Below are 25,781 nucleotides of genomic sequence, written 5' to 3'. Positions count from 1 at the left end.
GTCTGCGTGTCGCACCGCACCGATCCAGCACCACGCCAGCTGGGCGTCGCGTCCCGATTCCTGGCGGCTCGACACCGTGCTGGCGCATGTGGGCACCGGCACGGACCCGGCCACCGGCGCGATCACCACGCCGATCCACCTGTCCACCGCCTTCGGTCACCCGGGGCTGCAGCAGTCGACCGGCTACGACTACACGCGCACCGCCTCCCCCACCCGCGACGTCCTCCAGGATGCCCTGGCCCGGCTGGACGGCGGGACCGCCGGCTTCGCCCTGACCTCCGGGATGGCGGCGGTACAGCTGACCGTCACCGCACTGGCGCCGCACGGCTCGCGCATCGTTGCCCTGGAGGATCTGTACGGCGGCACCTACCGGTACCTCAAGGGTTTGGCCGACGACGGCGCCTACGAGGTCGACTTCGTCGTCGGCGAGGCGGGATTGCATCAGGCGCTGCGCCGGCCCGCCGCCCTCGTCATCATCGAGACCCCCACCAACCCCATGATGAACGAGTTGGACATTGCGGAGGTCGCCCGTTGGACGCATGCGGCCGGCGCCCTGCTGGCGGTGGACAACACCTTCTACACCCCGGTGATCTGCCGTCCACTGGAGCTGGGCGCCGACATCGCCGTGTACTCGGCCACGAAGTACCTGGCCGGACACAACGACGTCATGGCGGGCGCCGTCGTCGTCGCGGACCCGGGGCTGGGTGAGCGGGTCCAGTACCAGCTCAACACCACCGGCGCGACGCTCGGCCCCTTCGACGCCTTCCTGCTGCTGCGCGGCCTCAAGACCCTGTCCCTGCGCATGCAGCGTCACGAGGCGAACGCCCGGCGGGTGGCGGAGTTCCTGCGCGCCGATGAGCGGGTGGTGCGGGTGCTCTACCCGGGGCGTTCCGGCATGGTGTCCTTTGAGCTCGCACGCGGGCTCGACGTCGCCGCCTTCTTGGGGGCGGTGCGCGTCTTCACCTTCGCCGAGTCGCTGGGCGGGGTGGAGTCGCTGGTGACCTGCCCGGCCGTGCAGACGCATGCGGACGTGCCGCCGGCCACGCGCGTCGCCTACGGGCTCACCGACCAGCTGTTGCGGCTGAGTGTCGGCATTGAGGACGCCGACGACCTCGTCGCGGATCTGCGCCAGGCCTTGGACCGGGCGGGCACGACGGCATGAGCGATGTCGCAAGCCATCCCCTGCGTCACCATATCGACCGGTTTGGGCACGTTATTAGTGCCGGTTTCGGTGAATGAGGGCGTGCATGATCGCCGGCCTCGCCGGAACCCAGCTGCTGGCTCACAACCCGGCTGCCTTCACCAGCTCACCGGCACCGGCGCCCCTTCGCGGTAGCCGGAGGCGGACTGGATGCCCACGATGGCGCGTTCGCGGAACTCGGGGATCGTGCCCGCGCCGGCGTAGGTGAAGGAGCTGCGTACACCCGCGACGATCGAGTCGATGAGGTCCTCCACGCCGGGCCGCTCGGGGCTGAGGTACATGCGCCCGGCACTAATGCCCTCCTCGAACAGGGCTTTGCGAGCACGGTCGAAGGCGTTCTCCCCCTCGGTGCGGTCCGCGACAGCGCGAGCCGAGGCCATGCCGAAGCTCTCCTTGTAGGGGCGGCCCTCGGCGTCGTACTGGATGTCGCCCGGGGACTCGTGGGTGCCGGCGAACCAGGACCCGATCATGACGTTCGAAGCGCCGGCCGCGAGCGCCAGGGCCACGTCGCGCGGATGGCGCACCCCGCCGTCGGCCCACACGTGGGCCCCCAGGCGGGCGGCCTCCTGGCTGCACTCGAGGACGGCGGAGAACTGGGGGCGGCCGACACCGGTGGCCATGCGGGTGGTGCACATGGCGCCCGGCCCCACCCCCACCTTGACGATGGAAGCGCCGGAGGCGACCAGGTCGCGCACACCCGCGGCAGTCACCACGTTACCGGCGACAATCGGGAAGTCGTCCGGCAGGACGGCACGTACCGCGGCGACCGCCTCCATCATGTGGTCCTGGTGCCCGTGGGCGGTGTCGACGACGATGACGTCCACCCCGGCGTCGGCGAGTTCGGCCGCCCGGCGGGCCGGGTCGCCGCTCATGCCGATGGCTGCGCCTACGCGCAGTCTCCCGGCGGGGTCGACGGCGGGACGGTAGATGGTGGAGCGCACCGCGCCGGAGCGGGTGAGCAGGCCGACCAGGGAGCCGTCGGTCGCTACCACCGGCGCCAGGGTGCGGCGGACGGCCTGGAGCCGGTCGAAGGCCTCGCGCGGGTCGATGCCCTCGGGCAGGGTGACCAGCTCGGTGCTCATGACCCGCCGCACCTGGGTGAAGCGGTCGACGTCGGAGACATCGCGCATATTGACCATGCCGATGGGTGCGTTGGTGTCCGCGTCGACGACGACGGCGGCCCCGTGAGCGCGTTTAGGGATGAGGCCGAGGGCGTAGCCGCAGGTGTGGTGCGGCTTGACGGTGACCGGGGTGTCGTAGACGAGGTGAGAGGCCTTGACCTGGGCGACCGTGTCGATGACAACGTCGGCGGGGATGTCTTGCGGAATGATGACGATGCCGCCGCGGCGGGCGACGGTTTCGGCCATGCGCTTGCCGGCGACGGCGGTCATATTGGACACCACCAGGGGGATGGTGGTGCCGGTGGCATCGTCGGTGGTCAGGTCCACGCCGGTGCGCGATCCCACCGCGGAGCGGGAGGGGACCATGAATACATCGTCGTATGTGAGGTCGAAAGTGGGCGCCATGCCGTTGAGAAACTTCACTAGAAGATTCTACGGCGGCATGGCGCCCGTCTGGACTCACAACGACGTCGAGGTGAGACCTCGAGCATACGAGGTAGTCGGCCACGACGCGGGCAAGCCCCTCCAGAACGCTCCCCTGGGGTGCTGGGGTGTCTTGTGGCTTCTGGGTCTGTTGGATTTCATGGGCTCTGGGAGTGTCAGAAGTCATGAGGCTCTGGCGGGAAGTCATGGCCCTGTGTCGGTGGAGCGTTATGGCGCTCGTGAGGGCCCGGGGGCGGGGCGTATAGCGGTGCGGGACGCGACTCGGAGCACGCGGGTCGTCGTTGCCGCGGTCTATGGAACGCCACTTCGCCGCCCAGTACGCCGGTGAGGGGTCTGCTGGAGGCCTGTGGGCCATACAGCGGACCCCGAAGTGGCGTAGCAGACCCTGAACGGGTGTAGTAGACCGTGAGGTGGCGTAGTAGATGCCGCAGGGTGCAGGGCGGGCGTCATGGCGGGGTGCCGCCGTGGATGTGCGGGCACTCAAGTGGGGCCGGTGGCAACACGGCACGCATCCCGCGCCCAAGTAGGCCCCTCGACACCCAATGGAGGGCGCCGGCCCGGCAGCGGAGCGGGGGAACAGTCCAAAAGTGTCCATCTGTCGCAACTTTTGCGGCCCACACCGACCGGTATCTTCCAGAAACCGTCTCTGACCTGGGCGAATGCGATGAAGGCTGCCTGCCCGCACCGCCCCGCGGCTCAAAAGTTGCGACCAATGGACACCTCACCACCCACTGGCCTTGAAACGGCTGCCGCCCACTGGCCTGGAGACGGCTAGCACCCCCACCGCCACCGGTCTGGAGGCGGCCTGCGCTAGCTTCCGCCAGGTCCCTCAACACCCACCCCCAGCCCAAACGGCCACCACACGACAAGACGCACCCACTGGTAGCGCCAAAAGCCACGAGATTCAACCCTCCCACAAGCGAGAACACACCACAGCGCGAAAGCCCTCCAGAACGCACCCTAGGGGTGCGTTCTGGAGGGCCGTGTAGCGTTCTCGCGGACTAACCCGCGTGCTCGACGCCGGGCGGACGGGTGAGCACCCCGTCCGCCCGGGGTCGGCTCAGCGGATCGCGAAGTGGCGCCCCAACATCACTGGGCAGCCAGCACTGGACTCAGGCGTCCTGCTCGGGGTCCTTACCGACGAGGAAGGCGTAGCAGAAGCCGGCGATGGCCGCCCCCAGGAGCGGGGCGACGATGAACAGCCACAGCTGGCCGGGGGCCCCGTTGCCGGCCTCGAAGGCGACGGCGATGGAGCGGGCCGGGTTGACCGAGGCGTTGGTGACCGGGATGGAGACCAGCAGGATGAGGGTCAGGGTCGCGCCGATGGCCAGCGGGGCGAAGCCCTTGGGGGCGCGGGAGTCGGTGGCGCCCAGGATGACGATGAGGAAGATCGCAGTCATGACCAGCTCACAGATGAAGCCGGCGGCCATGCCGTAGCCGTGCGGGGAGTGCTCGCCGTAACCGTTGGCGGCAAAACCGTTGGCGGCGGCGTCGAAGCTGTCCGCGCCGGAGGCGATGGCGTACAGGACGCCGCCACCCACGAGGCCGGCCACAACCTGGATGCACCAGTAGGGCAGGACGTCCTTCCAGGCGAAGCGGCCGGCGACAGCCAGGCCCAGGGTGACGGCGGGGTTGAAGTGGCCGCCGGAGACAGCGCCGACGGCGTAGGCCATGGTGGTCACGGCCAGGCCGAAGGCGAGGGCCACGCCGAGGTAGCCGATGCCGACGGGGAAGCCGGCGTCGGTGGTGGCGGTGGCGGCGAGGACGGCGGAGCCGCAGCCGGCGAAGACGAGCCAGAAGGTACCGAGGAACTCGGCGCCGAGGCGCTTGGACAGGGGAGCCATGAGGGCCTTTCGTAGTCGTACAGGTGATTCAGGTAAGTGAGTCGGGCGCCAGGCGTGAACCTTGAGTGCTGGACTTCCCGACGGCGTCTCCACGCGCGGCGCCTCAAGCAGTCCGCCGGGGCGACGCCGCATGCCCCTGGGGGCATGGAAAACGCCCCGCAACACCGACTGTACAGCCGATGACGGGGCGTCAGTGCGCCAGAAGGGACTCGAACCCCCAACCTTCTGATCCGTAGTCAGATGCTCTATCCATTGAGCTACTGGCGCAATCCGGTTCGGACATTCCGGAACCTTACTCGACCTGCCGGTGCCCCACAAATCCAGCGGCCGTGAATCTGGGCACAGCCCCGGCGGGCGCCGGGCGTCGTCGACGTGACGCGCCCGCCGGGGCTGGCTTCAGTGCCCGATTCTCACCTTCAGCGGTACCGCCGCCGTAGCAGCAACAGCACGCAGCCTCCGACCACGAGGCTGGCGGCAACGAGGATGAGTGCGGTGTAGGCGCCGGTACGCGCCAGCGAGTGCACGGATGTGGCTGCGGCAGCCTGCGTCTGCGAAGTGACGGAATCAACCCCGCCGCCGGACGAACCGGTCGGTCCCGACGACGGCGCCCCTCCCCCACCGGTATCGGTGCTCGGGGCGGACGACGGCGTGGACGGCCCCGCGGTCGTCTCACCGGTCGGCGCCGCCGTTGGTGCGGCGGTTGGCTCGGCCGTCGGGTCCGGCGCGGCCGTCTCCTCCCCGGCCACCCGCAGCTCGGCGACGCTGACGCCATTGCTCTCGCCCGTGCTCGTATTGGTCAGTTCCACACGCACGTACCGCCCGCGCACGCTCTGGTCGAGTTCCAGAATCGTCGGAGCCCACCGGGTGGCGTCGATCTGCGCCGAGCCCGCCTGCTCCCAGTTCTCCCCGTCCGCCGACACGTACGCCGTCAGCTCGGTGGCGTGGGCGGCATCGGCGGTCTGGTCAGGCGTGTAGTGGATCTTGGTCACGTCGTAGGTGGCACCCAGGTCGAGCACGTAGTCGGCCTGCCCGGACGACTCAGCATCGGTGGTGAAGATGTTGTCATCCACGGCGGCATCGGCACCCTCGGGCGCGGTCGCCGCGAGGGAGGACTGTGGGAGGTAGCCATCGGTCTTCCAGTCGATGGCGATCTCCGGGGAGTTCCACACCGCCCAGTCGGCGGCGTCAGCGCAGTCATCGCCCGCGGGGCACACGCGCACCGTCAGCTGGTAGTCCCCGGTAGGGGCCTGCTGCACGTCGCCGTTGGCGTCAAGGTAGCCGCCGTACCAGACGAAGTAGGGGCGCTGGCCGCGCACGTATGCGCTGGCGTCGTAAGTGGCGGGGCCGAGGTAGGTGACGGTGCCGTCGTTGTAGACCCGGGAGACCTCCAGGACGGAGCCCCGGTAGGGAATGAGCGGCTCGATGAGCACTGCCGGCAGGTCCTCATAGGCGCCTTCGGTGGTGCGGGTCGAGTCGCCGAACACGTAGCTGCCGGTGTCCACGGGCTTGGCGTCGAGGTCGACGACGGCGGTGGCGTCACCGAAGACCTGCGCGGCGGCGAGGTTCCCGGCGATTCCCGAATACGGGATGCGGACGGTGCCGTCGGCCTGCCCGGTGGCCCCGTCGGTGGGGGTGAGGACGACCCAGCCGCCGTAGAAGTCGCCGTCGGCGGCGTCGGCGGGGGCGGTGATGGTGACCGACAGCGTCGTGGTCCCGCCCGCCGGGACGGTGACGGAGGTGCCGTCGGTGGAGACGCTCGCCGGGGTGGTGGTGCCCTGCTGCGGCGTGGGTGAGGCGCCGGTGACAGTGACGGCATCGGTGTGTGAGAGCGCGTAGGTGACGGCCTCGGCGCCCTGGTTGGTGAGCGTCACCTCCTGGGTATTGCCGTCCGGGTAGTGCTCGGACTCGCCGAGGTTGAGGACGGAGGCGCTGGTCCGGGTGGTGGCCCGGATGGCGGCGTCGACGTCGATGAGCCCGGCGCCCTGGTGGGCCACCGGTTCCAGGAGGCCGGCATCCTCGCTGCCCGCCCAGGCCAGTGGGGTGGCGGTGGAGCGGAGTCGCCAGGAGATGTCCTCGACGACGTCCACGCCCCCGGCCGTCTTGATCTCGGGGTGGGATTGCAGTATGAGGGCGGCGGCGCCGGCGAGGTAGGGGGCGGACATGGAGGTGCCGGACACGGACTGGTAGCCGCCCTCCTCCAGGGGCCAGGTTGACCAGATGTAGCCGCCGGGTGCGACGACGTCGGGTTTGAGGCTCAGGTCCTCGCTCAGGCCCCAGGCGCTGAAGGAGGAGACCTCCCCGCCGGTGGCGATGTTGAACTCTGCGGATTCTTCGGAGAAGGCCAGCTGAGAGTCGTCGGCCAGGGAGACGCGGATGGCGTCGCCGTCCTCCTGGGAGATGGCAACCGCCGGGATGGTGATGGTCGAGGCGCCGCCGGTGAGGGTGACGCCAAAAGCGCCGGCGGCGTTGTTGTCGAAGATGACGGCCACAGCACCGGCGGCCTCGGCGTTGGCCGCCTTGTCGTAGAAGGAGCAGCCGCCGCGTCGCACGAGCACCACCGCGCCGCTGAACGCGTCGGCGGAAACGGGCTGGCACAGCAGGGAGGCGTCGGTGGTCTCGTCGCCGCCGTCGGCCGCCGGGTCCCCGGCGGCAACGAGGGGGTAGTGGGCGTCGTCGTCACGGACCACGGAGGTGGCGCCGCCCTCGGCGAGGCTGTAGAGGTAACGCACCTCGGTGCCGGAAGACTGCGAGGAGACGGCCAAGTAGTAGCTCTCGGCGATGGTGTTGTCGACGCTGCCGGCGCTCAGCACGTGTGCCCCGGCGGCGGGGGCGCCCAGGCTCCAGCGGCCGGACTCGCCGGCGTTGCCCTGAGCGGCGGTGACCACGATGCCCCGGGCGGCGAGGCTCTCGGCGGAGGCGGTGATCGGGTAGTCCGAGGTCACCATGTAGTCGGCGCTGATGGACAGGTTGACGATGTCCATGCCGTCCTCGGCGGCGCGCTGCATGGCCACGGCGATGACCTCGGCGTCGGAGCTGCCCTGGCAGCCGAAGACCCGGTAGGCGCCGATTTCGGCGTCGGGGGCGACGCCGGTGACCTCGTCGGTGCCGGCTGTACCGTGAGCGGCGGCGATGCCGGCGACGTGGGTGCCGTGGCCGGAGCAGTCGTCGGGGTAGGCGTCGGGGACGGGCGTGTAGGCGGCCTGCAGGTCCTGCGCGGCCACGGCCGGGTCCCCGTAGGCGTCGCCGACGAAGTCGAATCCGGCGGTCACCTTGGCGTTGGGGAAGCTGCTGGAGCCATCGCCCTCGGTAGCCGGCGTGCCGGCGGAGCCGGTGCCGCCGAGCTCGGTGTGGTCGTAGTCGACGCCGGAGTCGATGATGCCGATGTTGACGCCGTCGCCGGTGTAGCCCAGCTCGGACTGGGCAATGTCGGCGCCGGTCAGGCCCAGCGCCGAACTCATCTGGGGGGTGAGCAGGCCCTCGGCCTGTTCGGCCGCGGTGCGGGAGTCGGCGGCGAGGTCCTCGTCCGGCTGGGGGATGCGGACGACGGGCTGGAGCGAGACCACCTCGTCCAGTTGCGCCAGGGACTCGACGGCGGCGTCGTCGACGCTGACGGCCACGCCGTTCCACAGGGTTCCGTACTCGGTGGTGACCTCGGCGTCGATGCCGGCGTCTCGGATGGCGGCGGCCAGCTGCTTCTGTTCGGCGGCGACGGCGGCCGCATCCCCGCCGTCGGCGACGGCGGGCGAAGCGAGCTCAACGAACCAGCGGTTCTCGATGGCTTCGGCGTCGCTGCCGTCCGGGTGGGTGATGGTGTGGGTGATCTTGGCACTCACCTCGACGTCTGCGGGCGGGTTGGCGGTGAAGTTGTCAGAGGCGGGCGGCGCGGCCGTGGCCGGTGCCAGCAGGGCGAGGCCGGTGAGGACCGCCGCGCCGGAGGCGAGCAGGCCACGCAGCGGGCGCGCGAATCGTGACGAATGGTTGCGGTGGCGCACTGTTCTTCTTCCTGGGGATCGAGATCGCATGACGCGTTTCGGGAACAGAGCAGAGGGCTCCGCCTAACACGTTATCGTTCCGATACCCCGGAAGTGAAGTCCGCAACGTGGAGGGCGACATGGATCACGCCCCGAGTCCCGCGCACACCGGGACCGCGAAGATCATGGGGGCTATCGCGGACGGGCAGGACGCCCGATGGCGGAGATGGGGAGATTCGAACTCCCGAGGGGTTTTATCCCCAACCTTCTTAGCAGGAAGGCGCACTAGGCCACTATGCGACATCTCCAGGTGCCGGATCGGCTCGATGAGCCTACCCCAGCGCACGGGGTGAGGCAACGACCCGCCGCACGGCCCACGCCGGGGCGCTGCGGGGGTGGTGTGCCATCACCCGTGGCGGAGAGGGAGGGATTCGAACCCCCGGTGCGCCAGGCGCACAGCGGTTTTCAAGACCGCCACATTCGGCCGCTCTGTCACCTCTCCAGGCGCGTCGGCATGCGCCCACGCGCAGGTCAGACCATAGCACCCGCCCGGTTGAACCGTGAGGTGTTGCGGCTCACCCCCGGCCGAATAGTCCGCGTCGTCGGGACTGACCGCGTGCCTCGACGGCCGGAGTGGGGCGGGAGGGCTGGTCCAGGCGGCCTTCTGCCAGCGTCTGTCCCACCGTCGGCCACACCGGAATGCGGGCGGCCAGCATCGCCTGCAGGGCGTGGTAGATGTCCGGATGCCCCTCCCAGGTGCGGGTGGAGGGCGCATTGGCCTGGCTGAGCTCATGGGTCCACACGCCGGGCGAGGTGATGAGGTACTCCTCGGCGTAGTCGATCCAGGAGCGGTAGCAGTGCTCGTAGTGCTCCACGTCGATCTCCCCCCGACCGTCGTCGAGCAGCGCCTGCCGGATAGCGGCCGCAGCGGACACGCCCTCGCACACCACCCAGTGCATGCGTTCGTGCACGATCGGGGCACCGTCGAAGTCGGTGGTGTAGACGAAGCCGGGACCGCCGTCGACTCGCCAGCCGTCGGTGCGGGCACGGTCGAAGAGCTCCTCGGCGGCATCCAGCATCCAGTCCGGCGTGGGTAGGCCGCGGGCGACGAGGGCGGCGCGGGCCTGGACGGTCAGGCGCGACCACTCCAAGCCGTGGCCGGGGGTGACACCGTAGGGGCGGAAGGGGTGGGCGGGCGCGTCACGGTTGTAGTCCAGGAGCGGGTGCCACTTCGTGTCGTAGTGCTCGGGCAGGCGCCAGTCGTGGGCGCGGGCCTGAACATTGACCGCGAAATCAATGATCTGGACGGCCCGGGTCAACCAGGTGACGTCGCCGGTGACGTCGGCGGTGGCGAGGTAGGCCTCGACCGTGTGCATGGCGGCGTTAATGCCGCGGTAGTTCTCCGGGTCGGTGAAGTCGGCGGCGTAGGACTCGATCGGCAGGCCGTAGGTGTCGTCCCACCAGTAGCGGTTCTGGATTTCCATCGCGTCCATGAGCAGCTCGTGCGCCCCGGGCCGGTTGGCGGCGGTGGCGGTGGCTGCGGCCAGCAGCACGAAGGCGTGCTGGTAGCACTCTTTACGGGCGTCGGCCGCCACCGGGACGCCGTGCCCGTCGGCGTCGAGCTCGTGGCGGACGGCGGAGTACCAGCCGCCGTGCTCGTAGTCGCGCATGACCTTGCTCAGGGCCCGCACCCCGTGGTCGGCGTAACGGCGGCAGCCGGGAATGCCCAGCAGGGCGCCCAGGGAGAAGGCGAAGGTCATGCGTCCGGTGATCCACAGCTCGACGGGCCGAGAGGCGTCGACGACGCCGTCTTCACCGATCCACCCGAAGCCCGCCGGAACCCTGGCCGCGCGCGCGTAGCGCAGTAGGGCGTGCGTTTCCTCCGCCAGCCAGCGGTTGTGCTCGGGGGCGCCGAACCATCCCAGTCCCATGAGTCCTCCTCGACCCGTACTCGTAGCCCGCTTCGTCAGGTTGGGGCACAGCGAACGTTAGCAGGCACGACGGCTGACATGACAGTCGGCGGTCCTCAGAGCACTTGGGAGACGTCGTCGAAGTCGTGCCGGGGGCTGCGCGGGTGGAAGGCGCTCTCGTCGCCATGCCCGACGCAGACGACGGCGATGGTCTGCCAGGGGCGGTCGGCGTGGAACTCGGCGTCAATGCCGGGCAGGTCCGCACCGGTCATGACGCCGACGTCGAGTCCTTCGGCGCGCAGGGCGAGCACGAGGTAGCCGAGCTGGATGAGCGCCGAGTCGCGCGCCAACCCCTGACGCATCTCCATGGAGCCGGCCAGGCGCTGCAGCATCTCCTCCGGCGCCCCCAGGGCCCGCATGGACTTCTCCAGGGCGATGTCCGCAGACACGATGAGCGCCAGCGGCGCGCTGAGCACCGAATCCTGGTTCATCCCGGCCATGAGCGGAACCAGCCGCTGCCGGGACTCGGGCGAAGCCAGCAGATCCAGACGCAGCGGCTGGGAGTTGAGCGCGGTGGGAGCCCAGCGGGCATTGTCGTATGCGCGCCGCACCTGCTCCACGGGGGCCGGCTCGTCGCGGAAGGACCGGGCCGTGTGGGCGTTGGTGAACAGGACAGCAAGAGCGTCGTCAGTAACGACGGCGGTGTCGTGACTACTCATACTCGCGGCAACTGACCGCGGGCCGAAATTATTCCGGGGCGGTAAAGGCACCGTAGGTTCAGCGTGGACTACATGCCACCTCGCTGCGGCGACGCGAGAAACCCTAGGCTGGTTGTGCCGCCTATCCAGGAGGACGGCGAACCGAACCGAAGGAGGCGCCATGGGGCGGGGCAGTAACCTTCCCAGGGTCGGCGGGTTCAACCGGGCCGTCGTGCTGGAGGCGATCCGTCATTCGGCGGACGGGCTGACCCGGGCACAACTCGGACGTATCACCGCACTGGCGCCGCAGACGGTCTCCAACGTGACTCGCGAGCTGCTCGACCAGCGCCTGATCCATGAAACCGGGGTCGTTGCCCCCGGCGGCAGAGGGCGCCCCGGCGTCGCCCTCAGTCTTAACCCCTCCGGTGGATTCGCCGTCGGCATCCACATCGACCCCTCCGCCTTGGGCATCGCGGTCGTTAACTTGACCGGAGAGGTGATCGCCGAAACGTATGGTCCGCTGCCCTCCCCGGAAGACTCGACGGCGGTTATCGCCCACCTGCACTACGAAGTCGACCGTCTGGCGCGCGAGGCCGAGGTTCCTCACGACAGGCTCCTGGGCATCGGCGTCGCCGCGCCCGGCCCCATCGACGACGACGCCGGCACCGTCAGCCCGCCGCTGCTGCCAGGCTGGGGCACCGTCCCCCTGCGTGACCTCCTCGCACGGGAGACCGGGTTCGACGTCGTTCTTGACAAGGACGTCACCGCCGTCGCCAAGGCCCACCTATGGACGGGAGAATCGCCCGAACCGGATAACTTCTTCGTTTTCTACATCGGCGCGGGTGCTGCCATCACACCGGTGATCAACGGGCAGGTGATACGGGGAACCACCGGGAATGCCGGGGAGAGCATGCACCTACCCGGCGACCCGCTGTCCACTTCCGCACGGGGCCGGACCCTGGGCACGTCCCTGGGTGAACGCGAACTCGTAGCGCACGCCCGCGAGCTCGGCCTGGAGTTGCCCGGCGAGATTGACTCATGGGACCCCACCGTCATCGACGTCGGCTTCACCCGCCTGCTTGAACTCGCGAATCGGTCGGATGCCACGGCGCTCAAGGTGTTCCAATCCGCCGGCCGAGTGCTCGGTATGGCGGCGCTGGCCGTGAGCGAGCTACTCGACATGACGGCGATTGTCATCACCGGACCCCGCTGGGGCGCTATGCGTCCCTTGTGCGAACCGGAGCTGAAGGCCACGGTGGCGGGGCACATGCTCCATGGGCAGCCCCGCCCCCTCACCGTGCACACCTCGTCGCTCGGAGAACGCGCCGGAACAGTCGGGGCGGCGTGCCTCGTGCTGGATCGGGTCTTCTCACCCACGCCGTCCACCCTGCTCATCGACGGGTGAGCCACCGGCCCGCGCCGCATTCGAGGTCCCCACCGACCGCCGTCCACAATCCGGCTCACACCCCTCGCCGCGCAGGCACTGATGTCGCAATTCGGCACAAACACGGCCAACTGTCCCGGCGCCGCACGGCAAAACCGCGTCATTCCAACGATTCGCAAAACGTCATTCGGCTTCGGAAGCCCGTTTGTACCAAATCCAGACAGTTCCGCTCCGAGCCAGGCCCCAGCCCCGGCGAAGGCAGGCCCGGGGCGCAGAGGACAGCACGCAGCCGGACGACGACCACCCTCCTGCGCTCCCACAGAATCGGCCCTCGCACCACAAATATAACGACTCCGCAACGCCCACTCCGACGCCTTGACAGTTTTTTCTCCATTTGGTGGACTAATTTTATTCGAGGCGTCATTGGCGACGCCCACGGCGCAAAGGAGCCCCCCACCATGTCCCAGCCGATCCACTCATCCCTCAGCCGCTTGATCCCCAGCCGCCCGACCTCCAGCCGCAGGACCTTCCTCATCGGTGCCGGCCTGACCTCCGTCGCGGCGCTAGCAGCGGGCTGCTCCGGCTCCTCCGGCGAGCGCTCCAGCAGTACCTTGAAAATCGCCTATCAGAAGACCTCGGCCTTCACCCAGCTTGAGGATCTGCTGACCAAGGCCACGGACGAGTTCGAGGCCGCCAACTCCGAGGTCACCGTCGAGCTGGTGCCGATCGAGGCCGAGCAGGACCAGTACTTCACCAAGCTCGCCCTCATGAACGGTTCGGACTCCACTGCTCCCGACGTCATGTACGAGGACTCCTTCCAGGTGCGCTCAGACGCCGCCGCCGGCTACCTCATGCCGATCGACGAGTACGTCGAGGCGTGGGAGGACTGGGACCAGTTCGTCGACTCCGCCAAAGAGGCCGGCCTTGGCGACGACGGCAAGATCTACGGCGTCTCCATGGGCACCGACACCCGCGGCATCTACTTCAACAAGCAGATCTTCGCCCAAGCGGGTCTGCCCGAGGACTGGCAGCCGACCACCTGGGACGAAATCCTCGACGCCGCCCGCACCATCAAGGAGCAGGTGCCCGATGTCATCCCGCTCAACATCTTCGTGGCGAAGGCGGGAGGTGAGATGACCTCCATGCAGGGCTTCGAGATGCTTCTGTCCGGCACCGACTCCGAACTCCTGCACAACACCGACACCCAGAAGTGGATCACCGGCTCGCAAGGATTCATCGACTCCCTGGCCTTCATGGACACGGTCTACGCCGAGGAACTCGGCCCCAGCCTCGATGTTGCTCTCGACTCCACCATCGGCAACCGCATCTCCACCGAGCTGCTCCCCCAGGGCAAACTCGCGATCGCCATCGACGGATCCTGGATGCCCGGCGGCTGGATCTCCGGAGACAACCCGTGGCCCGAGTGGGAGGAGACCATGGGACTGGCCATGATGCCCACCCAGAACGGGCAGGGGGACGGCTTCACCTCCATGTCCGGCGGCTGGACACTCGCCGTCGGCTCCAAGTGCGCCAATCCCGACGCCGCCTTCCAATTCATCTCCATCGCCCTCAACTACGAGAACACCCTCAAGTACGACACCGAGAACGCCCAGGTGGCCGTCCGCCAGGACGTCGCCGAGTCCGAGGACTACCTCTCTTACAACCCCAGCTTCGAGTTCTTCTCCAGCCTGGTTCCGTACACCCACTTCCGCCCAACCACCCCGGACTACTCGCAGATCTCCGGCAACATCCAGATCGCCTGCGAATCCGTGGTCACCGACGACGCCACCCCGCAGGAGGCCGCCGCCACCTATGACGAGGGCCTGATCTCCATCGTCGGCGAGGACGGCACCGAGGCGGCCTCCTCATGACCAGCTCAACAGCTTCACCCACAGCGACGACGGGGCGACGGCGCGCCGACTCCGCCTCGCGTCGTCGTCACCCGGGAAGAACGCTCCGGCGTATGGCCCCACTCCTGCCGGCCATCGTCCTGCTGGCGCTCTTCCTGGCCGGTCCGATCGTCTACTCGCTGTACGGGTCCCTCACCGACCGGGCCATGAGCGGATACAAGGCGGCCGCCCCGCAGTTCGTGGGGCTGGACAACTATGCGGCCCTCTTCTCCGATCCGGCCTTCCTGCGGTCGATCCTCCTGACCGCCGTCTTCGTCTTCGCCTCGGCGATTGTCGGGCAGAACGTGCTGGGGATGGTGCTGGCGGTGCTCATGCGCCACTGCGCTCGCCCGTTGTCCGCCATCGTGGGCGGCATTGTGGTGGTGGCCTGGGCGCTTCCGGAGATTGTGGCGGCCTTCGCCTGCTACGCCTTCTTCGCCTCCGAGGGCACGCTCAACTCGATGCTCGCCTTCATTGGCCTGACCGGCCCCAAGTGGCTGTTGGCCTTCCCCATGCTCTCGGTCATCCTCGCCAATGTCTGGCGCGGCACCGCGTTCTCCATGATGCAGTACAACGCCGCACTCTCCGAGGTTCCCCCGGAGGTCAAGGAGTCCGCCGCCATCGACGGCGCCTCGGCCGTGCAGAGCTTCTTCCGCATCACCCTGCCGATCATCCGCAGGTCCATCGCCACCAACCTCATGCTCACCACGCTGCAGACCCTCGGGGTGTTCACCCTCATCTGGGTCATGACCGGTGGCGGCCCGGGCACCAGCTCCTCCACGCTCCCGGTGCTCGCTTACCAGGAGGCCTTCAAGTTCTCCCAGGTCGGCTATGGCACGGCCATCGCCACCGTGACCCTGCTGGTGGGGGCGCTCTTCTCGATCGTCTACATGAAGCTCCTCAAGCCGGAGGTGGACTGATATGCCTCGCCCGAACTCCTCTCTCAGGCTCAGTGCTCCGCGCGGACGCGGGTTGAAGCTCGCGGCTTCGGCGGTTATGGCCCTGATCGGGGTCAGCTTCCTCATCCCGCTGGCTTGGATCGTCCTATCCGCCTTCGATCCTGCGGCAACGGTGTCCATCTCGATCCCGGAGCGGTGGACCATCTCGAACTTCACCGAGATCGCCAACATAGATGAGACCGCCCGGCCGCTGTGGAACTCCTTCCTCATCTCCTTCGGTACCGCCGCCATCACCGTGGTGGTGGCCACCCTGGCCGCTTACCCGCTGTCCCGGTTCCGCATGCGGTTCAACAAGGGATTCATGTACACGATCCTGTTCGGCACCTGCCTGCCCATCACGGCAATGATGGTGCCGGTCTACACCCTGTTCGTCAGTTTTCAGCTGCTGGACTCCGTGCTCGGAACCATCCTGTTCATGGCGGCCACCTCGCTGCCCATGGCCATCTGGATGATGAAGAACTTCATGGACTCGGTACCGATCTCGTTGGAGGAGGCCTCCTGGGTGGACGGTGCCTCCGCCATGCAGGCACTGTGGCGCATCGTGGTACCCCTCATGAAACCGGGCATCGCGGTGGTGTTCATCTTCGTGTTCACCGGCGCCTGGGGGAACTTCTTCGTCCCCTTCGTCTTGCTGTTCTCGCCCGAGCACCAGCCCGCCGCGGTCGCCATCTACAACTTCTTCGGCACCCACGGGTCGATCGCCTACGGCAAGCTGGCCGCCTTCTCCATCTTCTACTCCACTCCTGTCCTGCTGCTCTACCTCATCGTCCAGCGCCGCGTGGGCGGTGGCTTCGCCATGGCTGGCGCCGTCAAGGGCTGAGCGGCCCGCACATACGACTCAGCACACTCCAGAAAGAGCTTCCACCATGCACACCAACCCTCTGCTCACCGAGCAGCGTGCCGAGCGCATGCTGCGCGAGCACGTGCTGCCGGCCATCCACCGCGAGCGCATCCCCCTGGAACTGACGTCCTGGCAGGTCCCGGATGAGCCGGTTCCCTTCGCCGACGCCGCAGCCCAGGACTTCTCCCCCATCGCCCCGGGCGCTGTCTGGGGACCGCCCTGGGGTACCACCTGGTTCCACGTCACGGGCACCGTGCCGACGGCGTGGCGCTGCCAGGAGGGCGTCGGCGTCGAGCTGGTCATCGACCTGGGTTTCACCGCCACCCAGCCCGGTTTCCAGGCCGAGGGCCTGCTGCTGCGCCGCGACGGGTCGACGATGAAGGCGATCTCTCCGCGCAATCAGACGGCGCGTTGGGACACCGAATCCGACGCCATCGACGTCTATGTGGAGGCCGCCTCGAACCCCGACGTCGCCGGCGGTTTCAACTTCTCCCCGACCCCGTACGGATACAAGGAGACGGCGGGGGCCGAGCCGCTCTACCGCCTGGGCCGCGTCGATGTCGCCCTGCGCGACGACGCGATCTGGGAGCTGGCCCAGGACCTCACCGTCCTGCTGGAACTGGCGGCGCAGCTGCCCGCGGATTCCACCCGCCGTGCCCGGATTGACACCGCCCTGGAGCGAGCCGTCGACTGCCTCGACCCACGCGATATTGCCGCCGGTACTCCCGCGGCGCGGGCGGAGCTGGCGCAGGTGCTGGCCTCCCCGGCGAATGCCAGCGCTCACCATGTGCTCGCCGTCGGGCACGCCCATATTGACTCGGCCTGGCTGTGGCCGGTGCGCGAGACGGTGCGCAAATGCGTGCGGACCTTCTCCAGCGTGCTCGATCTCATGGATCAGGACCCGGACTTTGTCTTCGCCTGCTCCTCCGCCCAGCAGTACCAGTGGGTCAAGGAGGCTCAGCCCGAGCTGTTCGAGCGCATCCGGCAACGCGTGGCGGAGGGCAGGTTCGTGCCCGTGGGGGGTATGTGGCTCGAATCCGATACGAATATGCCCGGCTCGGAGGCGCTGGCCCGCCAGTTCATTGAGGGCAAGTCGTTCTTCCTCAACGAGTTCGGGGTAGAGACCCGTGACGTGTGGCTGCCGGACTCCTTCGGCTACACCGGCAGCCTGCCCCAGATCGCCCGGGCCTCCGGCTCGGACTGGTTCTTGTCCCAGAAGCTGTCCTGGAACGACACCGACGCCATGCCGCATCACACCTTCTACTGGGAGGGCATCGACGGGTCCCGGGTGCTGGCGCACTTCCCGCCGGTGGACACCTACAATTCCCGGCTATCTGTCGCCGAGTTGCGTCATGCGGAGGCGAACTTCGCGGAGAAGGGCATCTCGGCGTCGTCGATCGTGCCCTTCGGCTACGGCGACGGCGGCGGCGGCCCGACCCGGGAGATGCTGGCGGCCGCCCACCGCATGGAGGATCTTGAGGGAGCACCCACCGTTGAGCTGGGCAGCCCCAACACGTTCTTCCAGCGCGTCGAGGCCGAGGCCGAAGCCGGCACCCACCTGCCGGTGTGGAACGGGGAGATGTACCTGGAGTTCCACCGCGGCACCTACACTTCCCAGCTGCGCACCAAGCAGGGCAATCGCCGCAGCGAGCATCTGCTGCGGGAGGCCGAACTGTGGGCGACCACCGCGGCAGTCCGGGAGGAGGCCCCCTACCCCTACGCGACGCTCAAGGATGCCTGGCGCACCGTGCTGCGCAATCAATTCCACGACATCCTGCCGGGCTCATCCATCGGTTGGGTGTACCAGCGCACCGAGGCCGAGTACGCCGACGTCTCGCGCGTGCTCGAGGGGGTCATCGCGACCGCCACCGCGGCGCTCGTCGGCCCCGGTGATACCCCGCTGCTGCTCAACGCGGCCCCCGCGGAGCGGGAGGGTGTACCGTCCCTCGGCGCCGCCCCGCCCCGGTCCGCAGTCGGGGCGGTCACCATTGAGCAGACCGCTGGCAGCACCATCCTCGACAACGGCTTGATCCGACTGACCCTCGATGATGCCGCCGCCCTCACCTCACTGGTCGATCTGCAGGCGGACCGCGAGCTGCTCCCCGCGGGAAGCCGCGCCGGACTGCTCCAGCTCCACCGGGACGTCCCGCGCCAGTGGGACGCCTGGGATATCGACGCCGAGTACCGCAATACGGTCAGCGACGTCGTCAATGCGCAGGAACTCGGCGTCACCCGCGAGGGTGCAGACGCCGTCGTGCGGGTGGTCCGCAGGGTCGGGCGGTCCTCCACCCTGACCGAGCAGATCCGGGTGCAGCCGGGCTCTAAGCAAATTGTCTTCGACTTCGATATCGACTGGCACGAGCGCCAACAACTGCTCAAGCTCGCCTTCCCCCTGGACCTCATGGCGGATGTGTCCACCTCGGAGATGCAGTTCGGGCACGTCCAGCGCCCCACGCACCGCAACACCTCCTGGGACGCTGCCCGCTACGAAATCTGCGCCCACCGGTGGATTCATGTGGCCGAGGCGGGCTACGGGGTGGCGGTGCTCAACGACTCCACCTACGGACACGACGTCACCCGCGATCTGGACACCGCCGGCCACCCGGTCACGACGGTGCGACTGTCACTGCTGCGCGCCCCCCTGTTCCCCGACCCGGAGGCCGACCAGGGCCACCACGCCTTCCGGGTGGCGCTGCGTCCGGGCGCCGACGTCGACGACGCCGTGCGGGAGGGCTACGCCTTCAACCTGCCCGCGCGGGTCGTCTCCGGTGCTCGCGAGGTTGCGCCGTTGGTGTCGGCCGCCGGCAAGGGCGTGGTGGTCGAGGCGGTCAAGTTGGCCGAGGACCGCAGCGGGGACGTCATCGTGCGCCTGTACGAGTCGCTCGGCGCCCGCACCCATGGCACGCTGACCACCGGCTTCGCCGCCGCGAAGGTGGTTGCCACCGATCTGCTGGAGCGGCCGGTGGGCGACGTCAAGCTGCGCACCACGCCGACGCCCGCCTCCGCGGCCGAGGACTCCGTGGACCAACGGCCCGGCGGCCTGACCACTGCCTTCGAGCTGCGTCCCTTCCAGATCCTCACGCTGCGGATCGCACGGGCGTGACGGCATTGAGGCACACGACGGCAGGGCCGCGAGGCGCGGTGGTGAAGGGGGGGTCCCCGCTTCACCACCGCTGTCCTCGGCCCGCCCGGCACCTCCCCGCGGCCGAATCCACAAGCCTCAGCGTTGTTTGGTTGGTCTTGTGTTGAGGGCCTGGATCTCTGCCACGGGGATCGTCGTGGTCGTCTCCGTGGTGTGGGTGCCCAGGTAGCCGGTAGCACCATCGGTGGCCGTGAAACTCGCCGCGTAGTCCACACCGACCTCCACCGGAGTCACCGACCCCTCCAAATGAGCCGAGGAGCGATCAAACACGATGACACAGTCCGTACCCACACGATCATTCTGCTCAGTCCACGGGATCCCGAACCCCGTGCAGAAAACCTCACCATCCGTCGGATCCAGATCCAACCCACTGGCCGTCGCAATAACCGTCGCAGTGGTCGAACCCGCGGTAGCGGTCACCGTCGCCTGAGATGGCGTGTCGCCGGTAGCCCAGATCCACGTATCCATCCCCACAATCGTCGCCCGCGACTCCCCCACCGTCGGGTTATAACCAATCGTCGCCGACGGAATCGTCACCGCATCCCACGCCGCCCGCGCCAACGTCTCCCCATCCACCTCCGGCTCGGGGGCCGCCTGACCCGCGGGCACATACACCGGACCGTTGCTGGCGTAGAAGTCCCCCGACAGTTCCTGGAAGCCCATCGGATCAACCCCCGTGTAGTAGTCATAATCGCACCACGGCGTGTACCAGTACCCCTCAGTGTCTTCGGCATATGACTCATAGTCGGGGTACATGCCCTCGACGATCGAGGTCGGATCACCCCAACCGCCATAGGTATTCGCCTCCTTCTCAGCCCGCCCGGACTCAAACCACTCGGCAATCTCGGCGCCCGTCTTGTACTGCTCGAACCAGCACACCGGATGCACTGCGGCAGTCACAGTCTGTGAGGACACGGACGCGCCTACCGACCCCGACCCGCCATCTGCGGCCGACACAAACTCCGCAGACACCGACACCGACACCGACACCGAACCATCAGAACCCTCAGACACCGAACCAGAAGTATCTCGCTTCGCCTGGTACGCATCGGCAGTGACAGTAGTAGAGAACGCGCAAACCGCCATAACCAGGGCGGCCAGCAGCGCAACGACCCTCTGCTCATTGAACTTCATATCTCACACCGTACATTCGTTGGTGGACAATGTGGACTCTTCGTAGTCTTTCCAAGCCCCAGCTTCGTTTACAAATGTGATTAGGAGCTCGTGACGCACCTGCAATGAGCTCTGGTCATCGCTTTGCTGCCCCGAGGAATCATAGCCAATCAAGTTTGTCTGGTCCTCGCAAACCACTACCTGCGCTTGATAATCAGACAGCGCAAATACGTTGATGACCGCTACGCGCACGACACCGCTGACAGTCTCACCTGCGGCAGGTTCGTAGTTGTTCTTGAGTATCTGGTATGCGTCCGCGGTCATGAGTGACTCGGCGTTCTCGACACCGGTGCCGGTGAACCAGATGTTCCAGGTGACCTGGTCGTAGTTGATGAAGGCCTTGAGCACCTCGGTCTGCCGCTCATCCAGGTCCTCGGGGATGGACGTGACCTCATAACGGTCGGTGGACAGCGACTCCGCCGTCACCACCCCAGCCGCCTCCGCAGAAGCCGCAGCAGACGCCGACGCCTCAGCCGCAGCAGCAGACTCCGAAGCATGAGCCGACGCCGCAGCCTCCGGATCATAGGTGGGGATGCCGCTGGCGTCGTCAGGGCCCGATGAGCACGCCACCAACGGCGCACACCCTAACAACAGCACCGCCGCAACGGCGGGCAAAAGCCGTAGCCACGCGCCGACGTCGCAACGAGCACGAGAGCACATCATCCACAACCTCCAAAATCGAGAACACGCGGTTACGGGGCAGCCGCGCAAATCAGACGGCAACAACACCGTCACCATAGCGTAACCTAGGCTCCCACTCTTTTGCCCATCCTGACAAGCCCCTATCGGGAACACGCAGGCCAGCGAGCACCCACGTCTCCCTTTGACCAACGTCCATAGCCACCCGAGAGTTGTCGCCAACACATCAGTTTCCGGGCGCGATGGAGACATGGCGGGTTCGAGATGCCGAACACATCCCGCGCATCACGTACCCCGTCCACACACGGTACCTGTCAGATCGTCCGGGCCCTGACCTGGAGGTAGAGCCTCGATTCACCCGACGAGCGTCCAGACCCACACCGCACCCCGCAGACCCGGAATGAGATGGCTACAGGCGCGCCGGGCTGCGCCCAGCCGCTGGGCACTTGCCGGCTCGGTTGTGACAGGAACGTGACGGCTGGGGTAGATTGACCGAGTTGTAACCCTAGGCGCTTGTCCCCTTCCTGGACCGCCGCCAGTGAAAAGCCGAGGTCCCCCCATGTCGTCCACCCCCTACTACTACGACACCGGAGACGCCAGCGACGATGCCGGCACTGACTTGGTGGACAACCCCAAACTGGAGGCGATCCAGAACGTCAAGGAACAGGCAACCAGGTCGCAAAGCGGACTGGCCGAGTGGACTCCACCCCCAACAACCGAGGGTGGAGTCCGGATAACCGGATCCCTGGCAATACCACAGTCGTTGGGCCTGTCCGAGGACGTGTGGACCTCACCGGTGGCTGACGACTACCGCACAGCGATCGATTCGGCCCAGACCGGAGCGGAGGAAGCGATTTCACAGATCGTCACCGACCTCACGGACGCGGAGAACACCATCTACAACGCCGGACAAGACCAGGTTCCCTCCGACTCCGAACAGGCCAAATGGCCCAACACCTGACGCCGCTCCCAACCCAACCCGAAAGACCCGGAGACTAGGAGCGAAACCATGGCCTACATCAAAATCGACACCGACGCCATGCAAACCGTGATCAACAACGTCAACGATTACGCCAGCGCGGCCGACAGCGCCCGCCGCGCAATACGTCGTAGCAGCGAGTACCACCACGACCCGGTGGAGTCGGTCGTCACCGACACCGAGTCTCTTCCTGACGCGTTCAATCCCGCACCCGGAAACACAACCATATCGGCAAACGTCGTCAGACTGCGCGAGCTGGCGTACCAGCTGCGCTCCCGCCGCCAGGAAGCCATCGACATCAACGAATCCGGCATCACCATTGCTAACCCCGACGGCACCCTGAGCTACTACCTGCCCGATCCTCCACCGGGCACCACCGACGAAGCCGCCTACTGGCGCACCATGGACACAGCCGCCAATGTCCACGCCTACAACACCGGCGCGGCAGAAGCGGCCAAGGCCGACGCCGCTGCACTTGATCAGGCGCTCGCCAGCTTAGGCGGAACCGCCGAGGATGGCCGTACGGTCGAGCAGATCCTCAACGAGATGGCCAAGCACCAAGACATCCCCGCCTATGGGGCTTCCTTCACTGGCCAGTATACTGCCGAAGAATACTTGCAACTCGTCTACGCCCTGGACGGCCACTACAAAGTGAGCTATGACGGAGACGATGGTGGCGAACAGTTCACCAAGTCACTGACAACTCTTTCTCACATACTTGCCGCCGCCAGCCAGGACCAAGTCGGCGGAGCCGACCTTGCCGCCGGTTTCGCCAACGCCGTAAATCCGGATACCAACCAGCGGCAGCTCGGATCTCCGATGACAGCACTCAATGCCCTGTTGTCAGTGCCGGATACCGCGTACGGTACAGGGTTCCTTGGCGCACTCGCAGACGATCTTGAGGACATCGATCCCGCCTCGGTCCCCTTCTCCGGACCTCCAGCATTCGCGAACGGCGAGTTCTATACCGCGGATCCGCTGGCCGGCGTGTTGACGGCGATGGGCTCTAATTCAGAGGCTGCCTTGAATTATCTCACCAGCGACGGCACCAACGACGCCGAGATCGAGAAACGTTGGGAGATGCTCAGCAACCGTGACTGGGACTACCACGCTGGTTCCGGCTTGGATGGGTTGAGCGCGGCGACGGCGGCGGCCTCCGTTTACCGGGGCGCCGACGGCGACCCGAATGTACCTGCCCATGCCGCCGAGCGTGCCACCTGGATGACCGCGCAGGCCATCCCCTTCTTCGTCAATGACGTCGAGGACCACGACTTCACCTCAACCATGAAGCAGAACCTCGCCGTCCTACTCGGCAATAGCCCTGAGGAACTCGCCGGCCTGGCCAACGGCGGGTCCCTGGAGGTCGATCAGCGCTATGGCCTGTCCGGTCTGGTCAGCGACGCGGAGTTCGAGACCCTGCTGTACCGCGTCATTGACGACGAGAACGCCGCCGGGACCCTGGCCGCGGCAATGGGCCAGTACCACCACAGTCAAATCGACTCCAGCATGCCCACGGCCACGGACCCTGGAGAGACTTTACTCCGTGAGTATCAGAACGCGGCGATGACCATGGGCTACCTTGACGGCACTGCCGAACTGCGTGCGGGCGACGACAGCGCCGCACAGGCCAATGCCAAGTCCAATATGGGAACCGCATTGAGCGTGTTCTCCACTGTTCTGGGCACCGGAGTCAGCGCCATGACCGGGGGAACCGGCTTCGCGGTCGCCGGTCCGCTGCTCTACAGCACCGGCTCCACCGTCGCCAAACCCATCATCGTTGACCAACTAACCGAGGACTGGGATACCCCGGACACTATAGACGTGGCCGACATCAAAACGGTGTTGCGCGCCCAGGCCTATGTTGATGCCGCACAGTACGGACTGCTCTCCGACACCGCCATGGAGGCCGCCGCCACCGGCAACAACGGCCAACCCTTCTCCTTCTACACCGAAACCGACGGACAACCCACCATCACCGCCCCCGACCCCATGACACCCCAAGCAGCCCAGGAATACATGACCTGGGACAGACTATCCGGCGACCCCACCATGAGACGCATCAACTCCGAAATGGTCAATAGCACCACAGGCTACGAACAGGGCCAGGGCGCGAAGATCATCAAGTGATGATATGGGCTCGCGGCACCGTGTCGGCCTGATGAGGAGCTTTCTTATGATGCGATCCGGAACCAGCACGCCCCGCCCCGGGCGCCGCCTGGCAACCGCCCTGCTGACACTACTACTGGCATGCGCGCCCCTGGCGGGCTGCGCACAGTATTTCGGAAACGACCTGGACATTCCCGGTTTTGACCCAGGCACCACCACCAGCAACCAGGCCAACACTCAGGCCGCCTTGGACTACCTCAGCCCCGACGGACAGGTCAGCCCCGACGGACAGTGGGCCCCCGGGCAGCAGACCCAAGAACGGTGGAAGTCGCTCGAAGAAGGCAACTGGAACTCCAGCGGCCTGGAAGAACTCACCGCCGCCATGGCCGCCGTCTCGACCATGCGCACCGGCCAAGACGACGAAACCACAGCAGCCGCCACCTGGATCGTCGCCAAATCAATGGAGTTCACCGTCGGCCAGGTACCCCTCAAGAACTACACCAACACCATGAAGCACAACCTCGCCACCCTACTGGCCAACAACCCCGAGGAACTCGCCGGCCTGGCCAACGGCGGATCCCTGGAGGTCAATCAGCGCTACGGCCTGTCCGGTCTGGTCACCGACTCACAGTTCGAAACCCTGCTCTACCGCGTCATCGACAACCAGAACGCCGCCGACACCCTCACCTCCACCCTGCTCCAGTACCACCACAACCAAGTCGACTCCACCATGCCCACAGCCACAGACCCCGAAGCCACCCTGCTTGGGCTGTATAAGAACGCGGCGATGACCATGGGCTACCTTGACGGCATCGCCGAACTACGCGCAGACGACAACACCCCGGACACTATAGACGTGGCCGACATCAAAACGGTGTTGCGCGCCCAGGCCTATGTTGATGCCGCACAGTACGGACTGCTCTCCGACACCGCCATGGAGGCCGCCGCCACCGGCAACAACGGCCAACCCTTCTCCTTCTACACCGAAACCGACGGACAACCCACCATCACCGCCCCCGACCCCATGACACCCCAAGCAGCCCAGGAATACATGACCTGGGACAGACTATCCGGCGACCCCACCATGAGACGCATCAACTCCGAAATGGTCAATAGCACCACAGGCTACGAACAGGGCCAGGGCGCGAAGATCATCAAATGAACCCTCCCGATATCACTTCCTAGATATGCCAGTCCCGTAATCCGCCGGCTCTTCACTCGGACCGTACGGTTCAAACTAGCGCGCCTCATGCACGTCCACGTTCGCCACCTGCGACGAGACCACTTCACCGCCCGACCCCGACCCACCATCAGCAGCCGACACAAACTCCGCCGACACCGACACCGTCACCGAACCATCCCCACCCGACACCACAGAACCCGACGACGAACCCACTTCCATTCCCTTGACCTCGTTGGCCCACGCCGATGACGAACCGCCCAGGAGAAGGAACGAAACAACGATGACGGACAACCATCT

The 25,781-nt window shown here is 67.0% G+C and carries 17 protein-coding genes and 3 tRNA genes; 9 read left to right on the top strand and 11 right to left on the bottom strand.

The window, feature by feature from the left end; all coding sequences use genetic code 11:
- Window positions 1-1,162: PLP-dependent transferase (locus RWX45_RS03420; protein ID WP_316022377.1), on the top strand; the 1,162-nt coding region annotated here is incomplete at its 5' end.
- Window positions 1,163-1,299: 137 nt separating this feature from the next.
- On the opposite strand, the gene RWX45_RS03415 is transcribed toward RWX45_RS03420, so the two are convergent.
- From RWX45_RS03415 to RWX45_RS03380, 8 genes are all read right to left on the bottom strand, one after another.
- Window positions 1,300-2,745 carry a GuaB1 family IMP dehydrogenase-related protein gene (locus tag RWX45_RS03415; RefSeq protein WP_316022376.1) on the bottom strand — a complete coding sequence of 482 codons (1,446 nt, stop codon included), beginning with the start codon at window positions 2,743-2,745 and terminating at the stop codon, window positions 1,300-1,302.
- A gap of 1,133 nt (window positions 2,746-3,878) precedes the next feature.
- Window positions 3,879-4,610: an aquaporin Z gene (gene aqpZ, locus RWX45_RS03410; RefSeq protein ID WP_316022375.1), complete on the bottom strand. Its 732-nt coding sequence runs from the start codon at window positions 4,608-4,610 to the stop codon at window positions 3,879-3,881.
- A 194-nt stretch (window positions 4,611-4,804) separates the two neighbouring features.
- Window positions 4,805-4,877: transfer RNA gene (locus RWX45_RS03405), tRNA-Arg, on the bottom strand.
- Between the two features lie 149 nt (window positions 4,878-5,026).
- The gene (locus RWX45_RS03400) at window positions 5,027-8,602 is read right to left on the bottom strand and encodes a S8 family serine peptidase (RefSeq protein ID WP_316022374.1); all 3,576 of its coding nucleotides are present in this window, start codon (window positions 8,600-8,602) and stop codon (window positions 5,027-5,029) included.
- Between the two features lie 197 nt (window positions 8,603-8,799).
- Window positions 8,800-8,889 (bottom strand) — tRNA-Ser (locus tag RWX45_RS03395).
- A 105-nt stretch (window positions 8,890-8,994) separates the two neighbouring features.
- Window positions 8,995-9,083: transfer RNA gene (locus tag RWX45_RS03390), tRNA-Ser, on the bottom strand.
- Window positions 9,084-9,156: 73 nt separating this feature from the next.
- Window positions 9,157-10,512 (bottom strand): AGE family epimerase/isomerase, encoded by a 1,356-nt coding sequence (locus RWX45_RS03385; protein WP_316022373.1) that lies wholly within the window; start codon window positions 10,510-10,512, stop codon window positions 9,157-9,159.
- Window positions 10,513-10,607: 95 nt separating this feature from the next.
- A complete protein-coding gene (locus RWX45_RS03380) occupies window positions 10,608-11,210 on the bottom strand; it encodes a malonic semialdehyde reductase (protein WP_316022372.1) in 603 nt (200 codons plus the stop codon).
- 160 nt (window positions 11,211-11,370) lie between these two features.
- On the opposite strand from RWX45_RS03380, the gene RWX45_RS03375 reads away from it, so the two are divergent.
- The 5 genes from RWX45_RS03375 (at window position 11,371) to RWX45_RS03355 (ending at window position 19,365) form a co-directional block, all read left to right on the top strand.
- Window positions 11,371-12,594 carry an ROK family protein gene (locus RWX45_RS03375; RefSeq protein WP_316022371.1) on the top strand — a complete coding sequence of 408 codons (1,224 nt, stop codon included), beginning with the start codon at window positions 11,371-11,373 and terminating at the stop codon, window positions 12,592-12,594.
- Window positions 12,595-13,031: 437 nt separating this feature from the next.
- Complete coding sequence (locus RWX45_RS03370) at window positions 13,032-14,444, top strand: extracellular solute-binding protein (protein WP_316022370.1); 1,413 nt, start codon at window positions 13,032-13,034, stop codon at window positions 14,442-14,444.
- A 92-nt stretch (window positions 14,445-14,536) separates the two neighbouring features.
- Complete coding sequence (locus tag RWX45_RS03365; RefSeq protein WP_316022369.1) at window positions 14,537-15,382, top strand: sugar ABC transporter permease; 846 nt, start codon at window positions 14,537-14,539, stop codon at window positions 15,380-15,382.
- A 1-nt stretch (window position 15,383) separates the two neighbouring features.
- Entirely contained in the window at window positions 15,384-16,241 is an 858-nt protein-coding gene (locus tag RWX45_RS03360; RefSeq protein ID WP_316022368.1) for a carbohydrate ABC transporter permease, read from the top strand.
- A gap of 46 nt (window positions 16,242-16,287) precedes the next feature.
- The gene (locus RWX45_RS03355; RefSeq protein ID WP_316022367.1) at window positions 16,288-19,365 is read left to right on the top strand and encodes an alpha-mannosidase; all 3,078 of its coding nucleotides are present in this window, start codon (window positions 16,288-16,290) and stop codon (window positions 19,363-19,365) included.
- Window positions 19,366-19,482: 117 nt separating this feature from the next.
- On the opposite strand, the gene RWX45_RS03350 is transcribed toward RWX45_RS03355, so the two are convergent.
- Both RWX45_RS03350 and RWX45_RS03345 read right to left on the bottom strand, forming a co-directional pair.
- Complete coding sequence (locus RWX45_RS03350; protein ID WP_316022366.1) at window positions 19,483-20,319, bottom strand: hypothetical protein; 837 nt, start codon at window positions 20,317-20,319, stop codon at window positions 19,483-19,485.
- A gap of 222 nt (window positions 20,320-20,541) precedes the next feature.
- The gene (locus RWX45_RS03345; protein ID WP_316022365.1) at window positions 20,542-21,240 is read right to left on the bottom strand and encodes a hypothetical protein; all 699 of its coding nucleotides are present in this window, start codon (window positions 21,238-21,240) and stop codon (window positions 20,542-20,544) included.
- Between the two features lie 535 nt (window positions 21,241-21,775).
- On the opposite strand from RWX45_RS03345, the gene RWX45_RS03340 reads away from it, so the two are divergent.
- From RWX45_RS03340 to RWX45_RS03330, 3 genes are read left to right on the top strand one after another with little or no spacing between them, the layout of a single operon-like run.
- Window positions 21,776-22,177 (top strand): hypothetical protein, encoded by a 402-nt coding sequence (locus RWX45_RS03340; RefSeq protein WP_316022364.1) that lies wholly within the window; start codon window positions 21,776-21,778, stop codon window positions 22,175-22,177.
- 48 nt (window positions 22,178-22,225) lie between these two features.
- Complete coding sequence (locus tag RWX45_RS03335) at window positions 22,226-24,322, top strand: DUF6571 family protein (RefSeq protein WP_316022363.1); 2,097 nt, start codon at window positions 22,226-22,228, stop codon at window positions 24,320-24,322.
- A gap of 46 nt (window positions 24,323-24,368) precedes the next feature.
- Window positions 24,369-25,463, top strand: coding sequence for a DUF6571 family protein (locus tag RWX45_RS03330; RefSeq protein WP_316022362.1), 1,095 nt, complete (start codon window positions 24,369-24,371; stop codon window positions 25,461-25,463).
- A 75-nt stretch (window positions 25,464-25,538) separates the two neighbouring features.
- Here RWX45_RS03330 and RWX45_RS03325 read toward each other — a convergent pair whose 3' ends face one another.
- The gene (locus tag RWX45_RS03325; protein WP_316022361.1) at window positions 25,539-25,775 is read right to left on the bottom strand and encodes a hypothetical protein; all 237 of its coding nucleotides are present in this window, start codon (window positions 25,773-25,775) and stop codon (window positions 25,539-25,541) included.
- Window positions 25,776-25,781 lie beyond the last annotated feature (6 nt).

It is taken from the genome of Actinomyces sp. MRS3W (assembly GCF_032465695.1).
GTDB lineage: Bacteria > Actinomycetota > Actinomycetes > Actinomycetales > Actinomycetaceae > Actinomyces.
The sequence above is the reverse complement of the archived record's forward strand: the minus strand, read 5'-3'. Positions and strand labels throughout refer to the sequence as shown.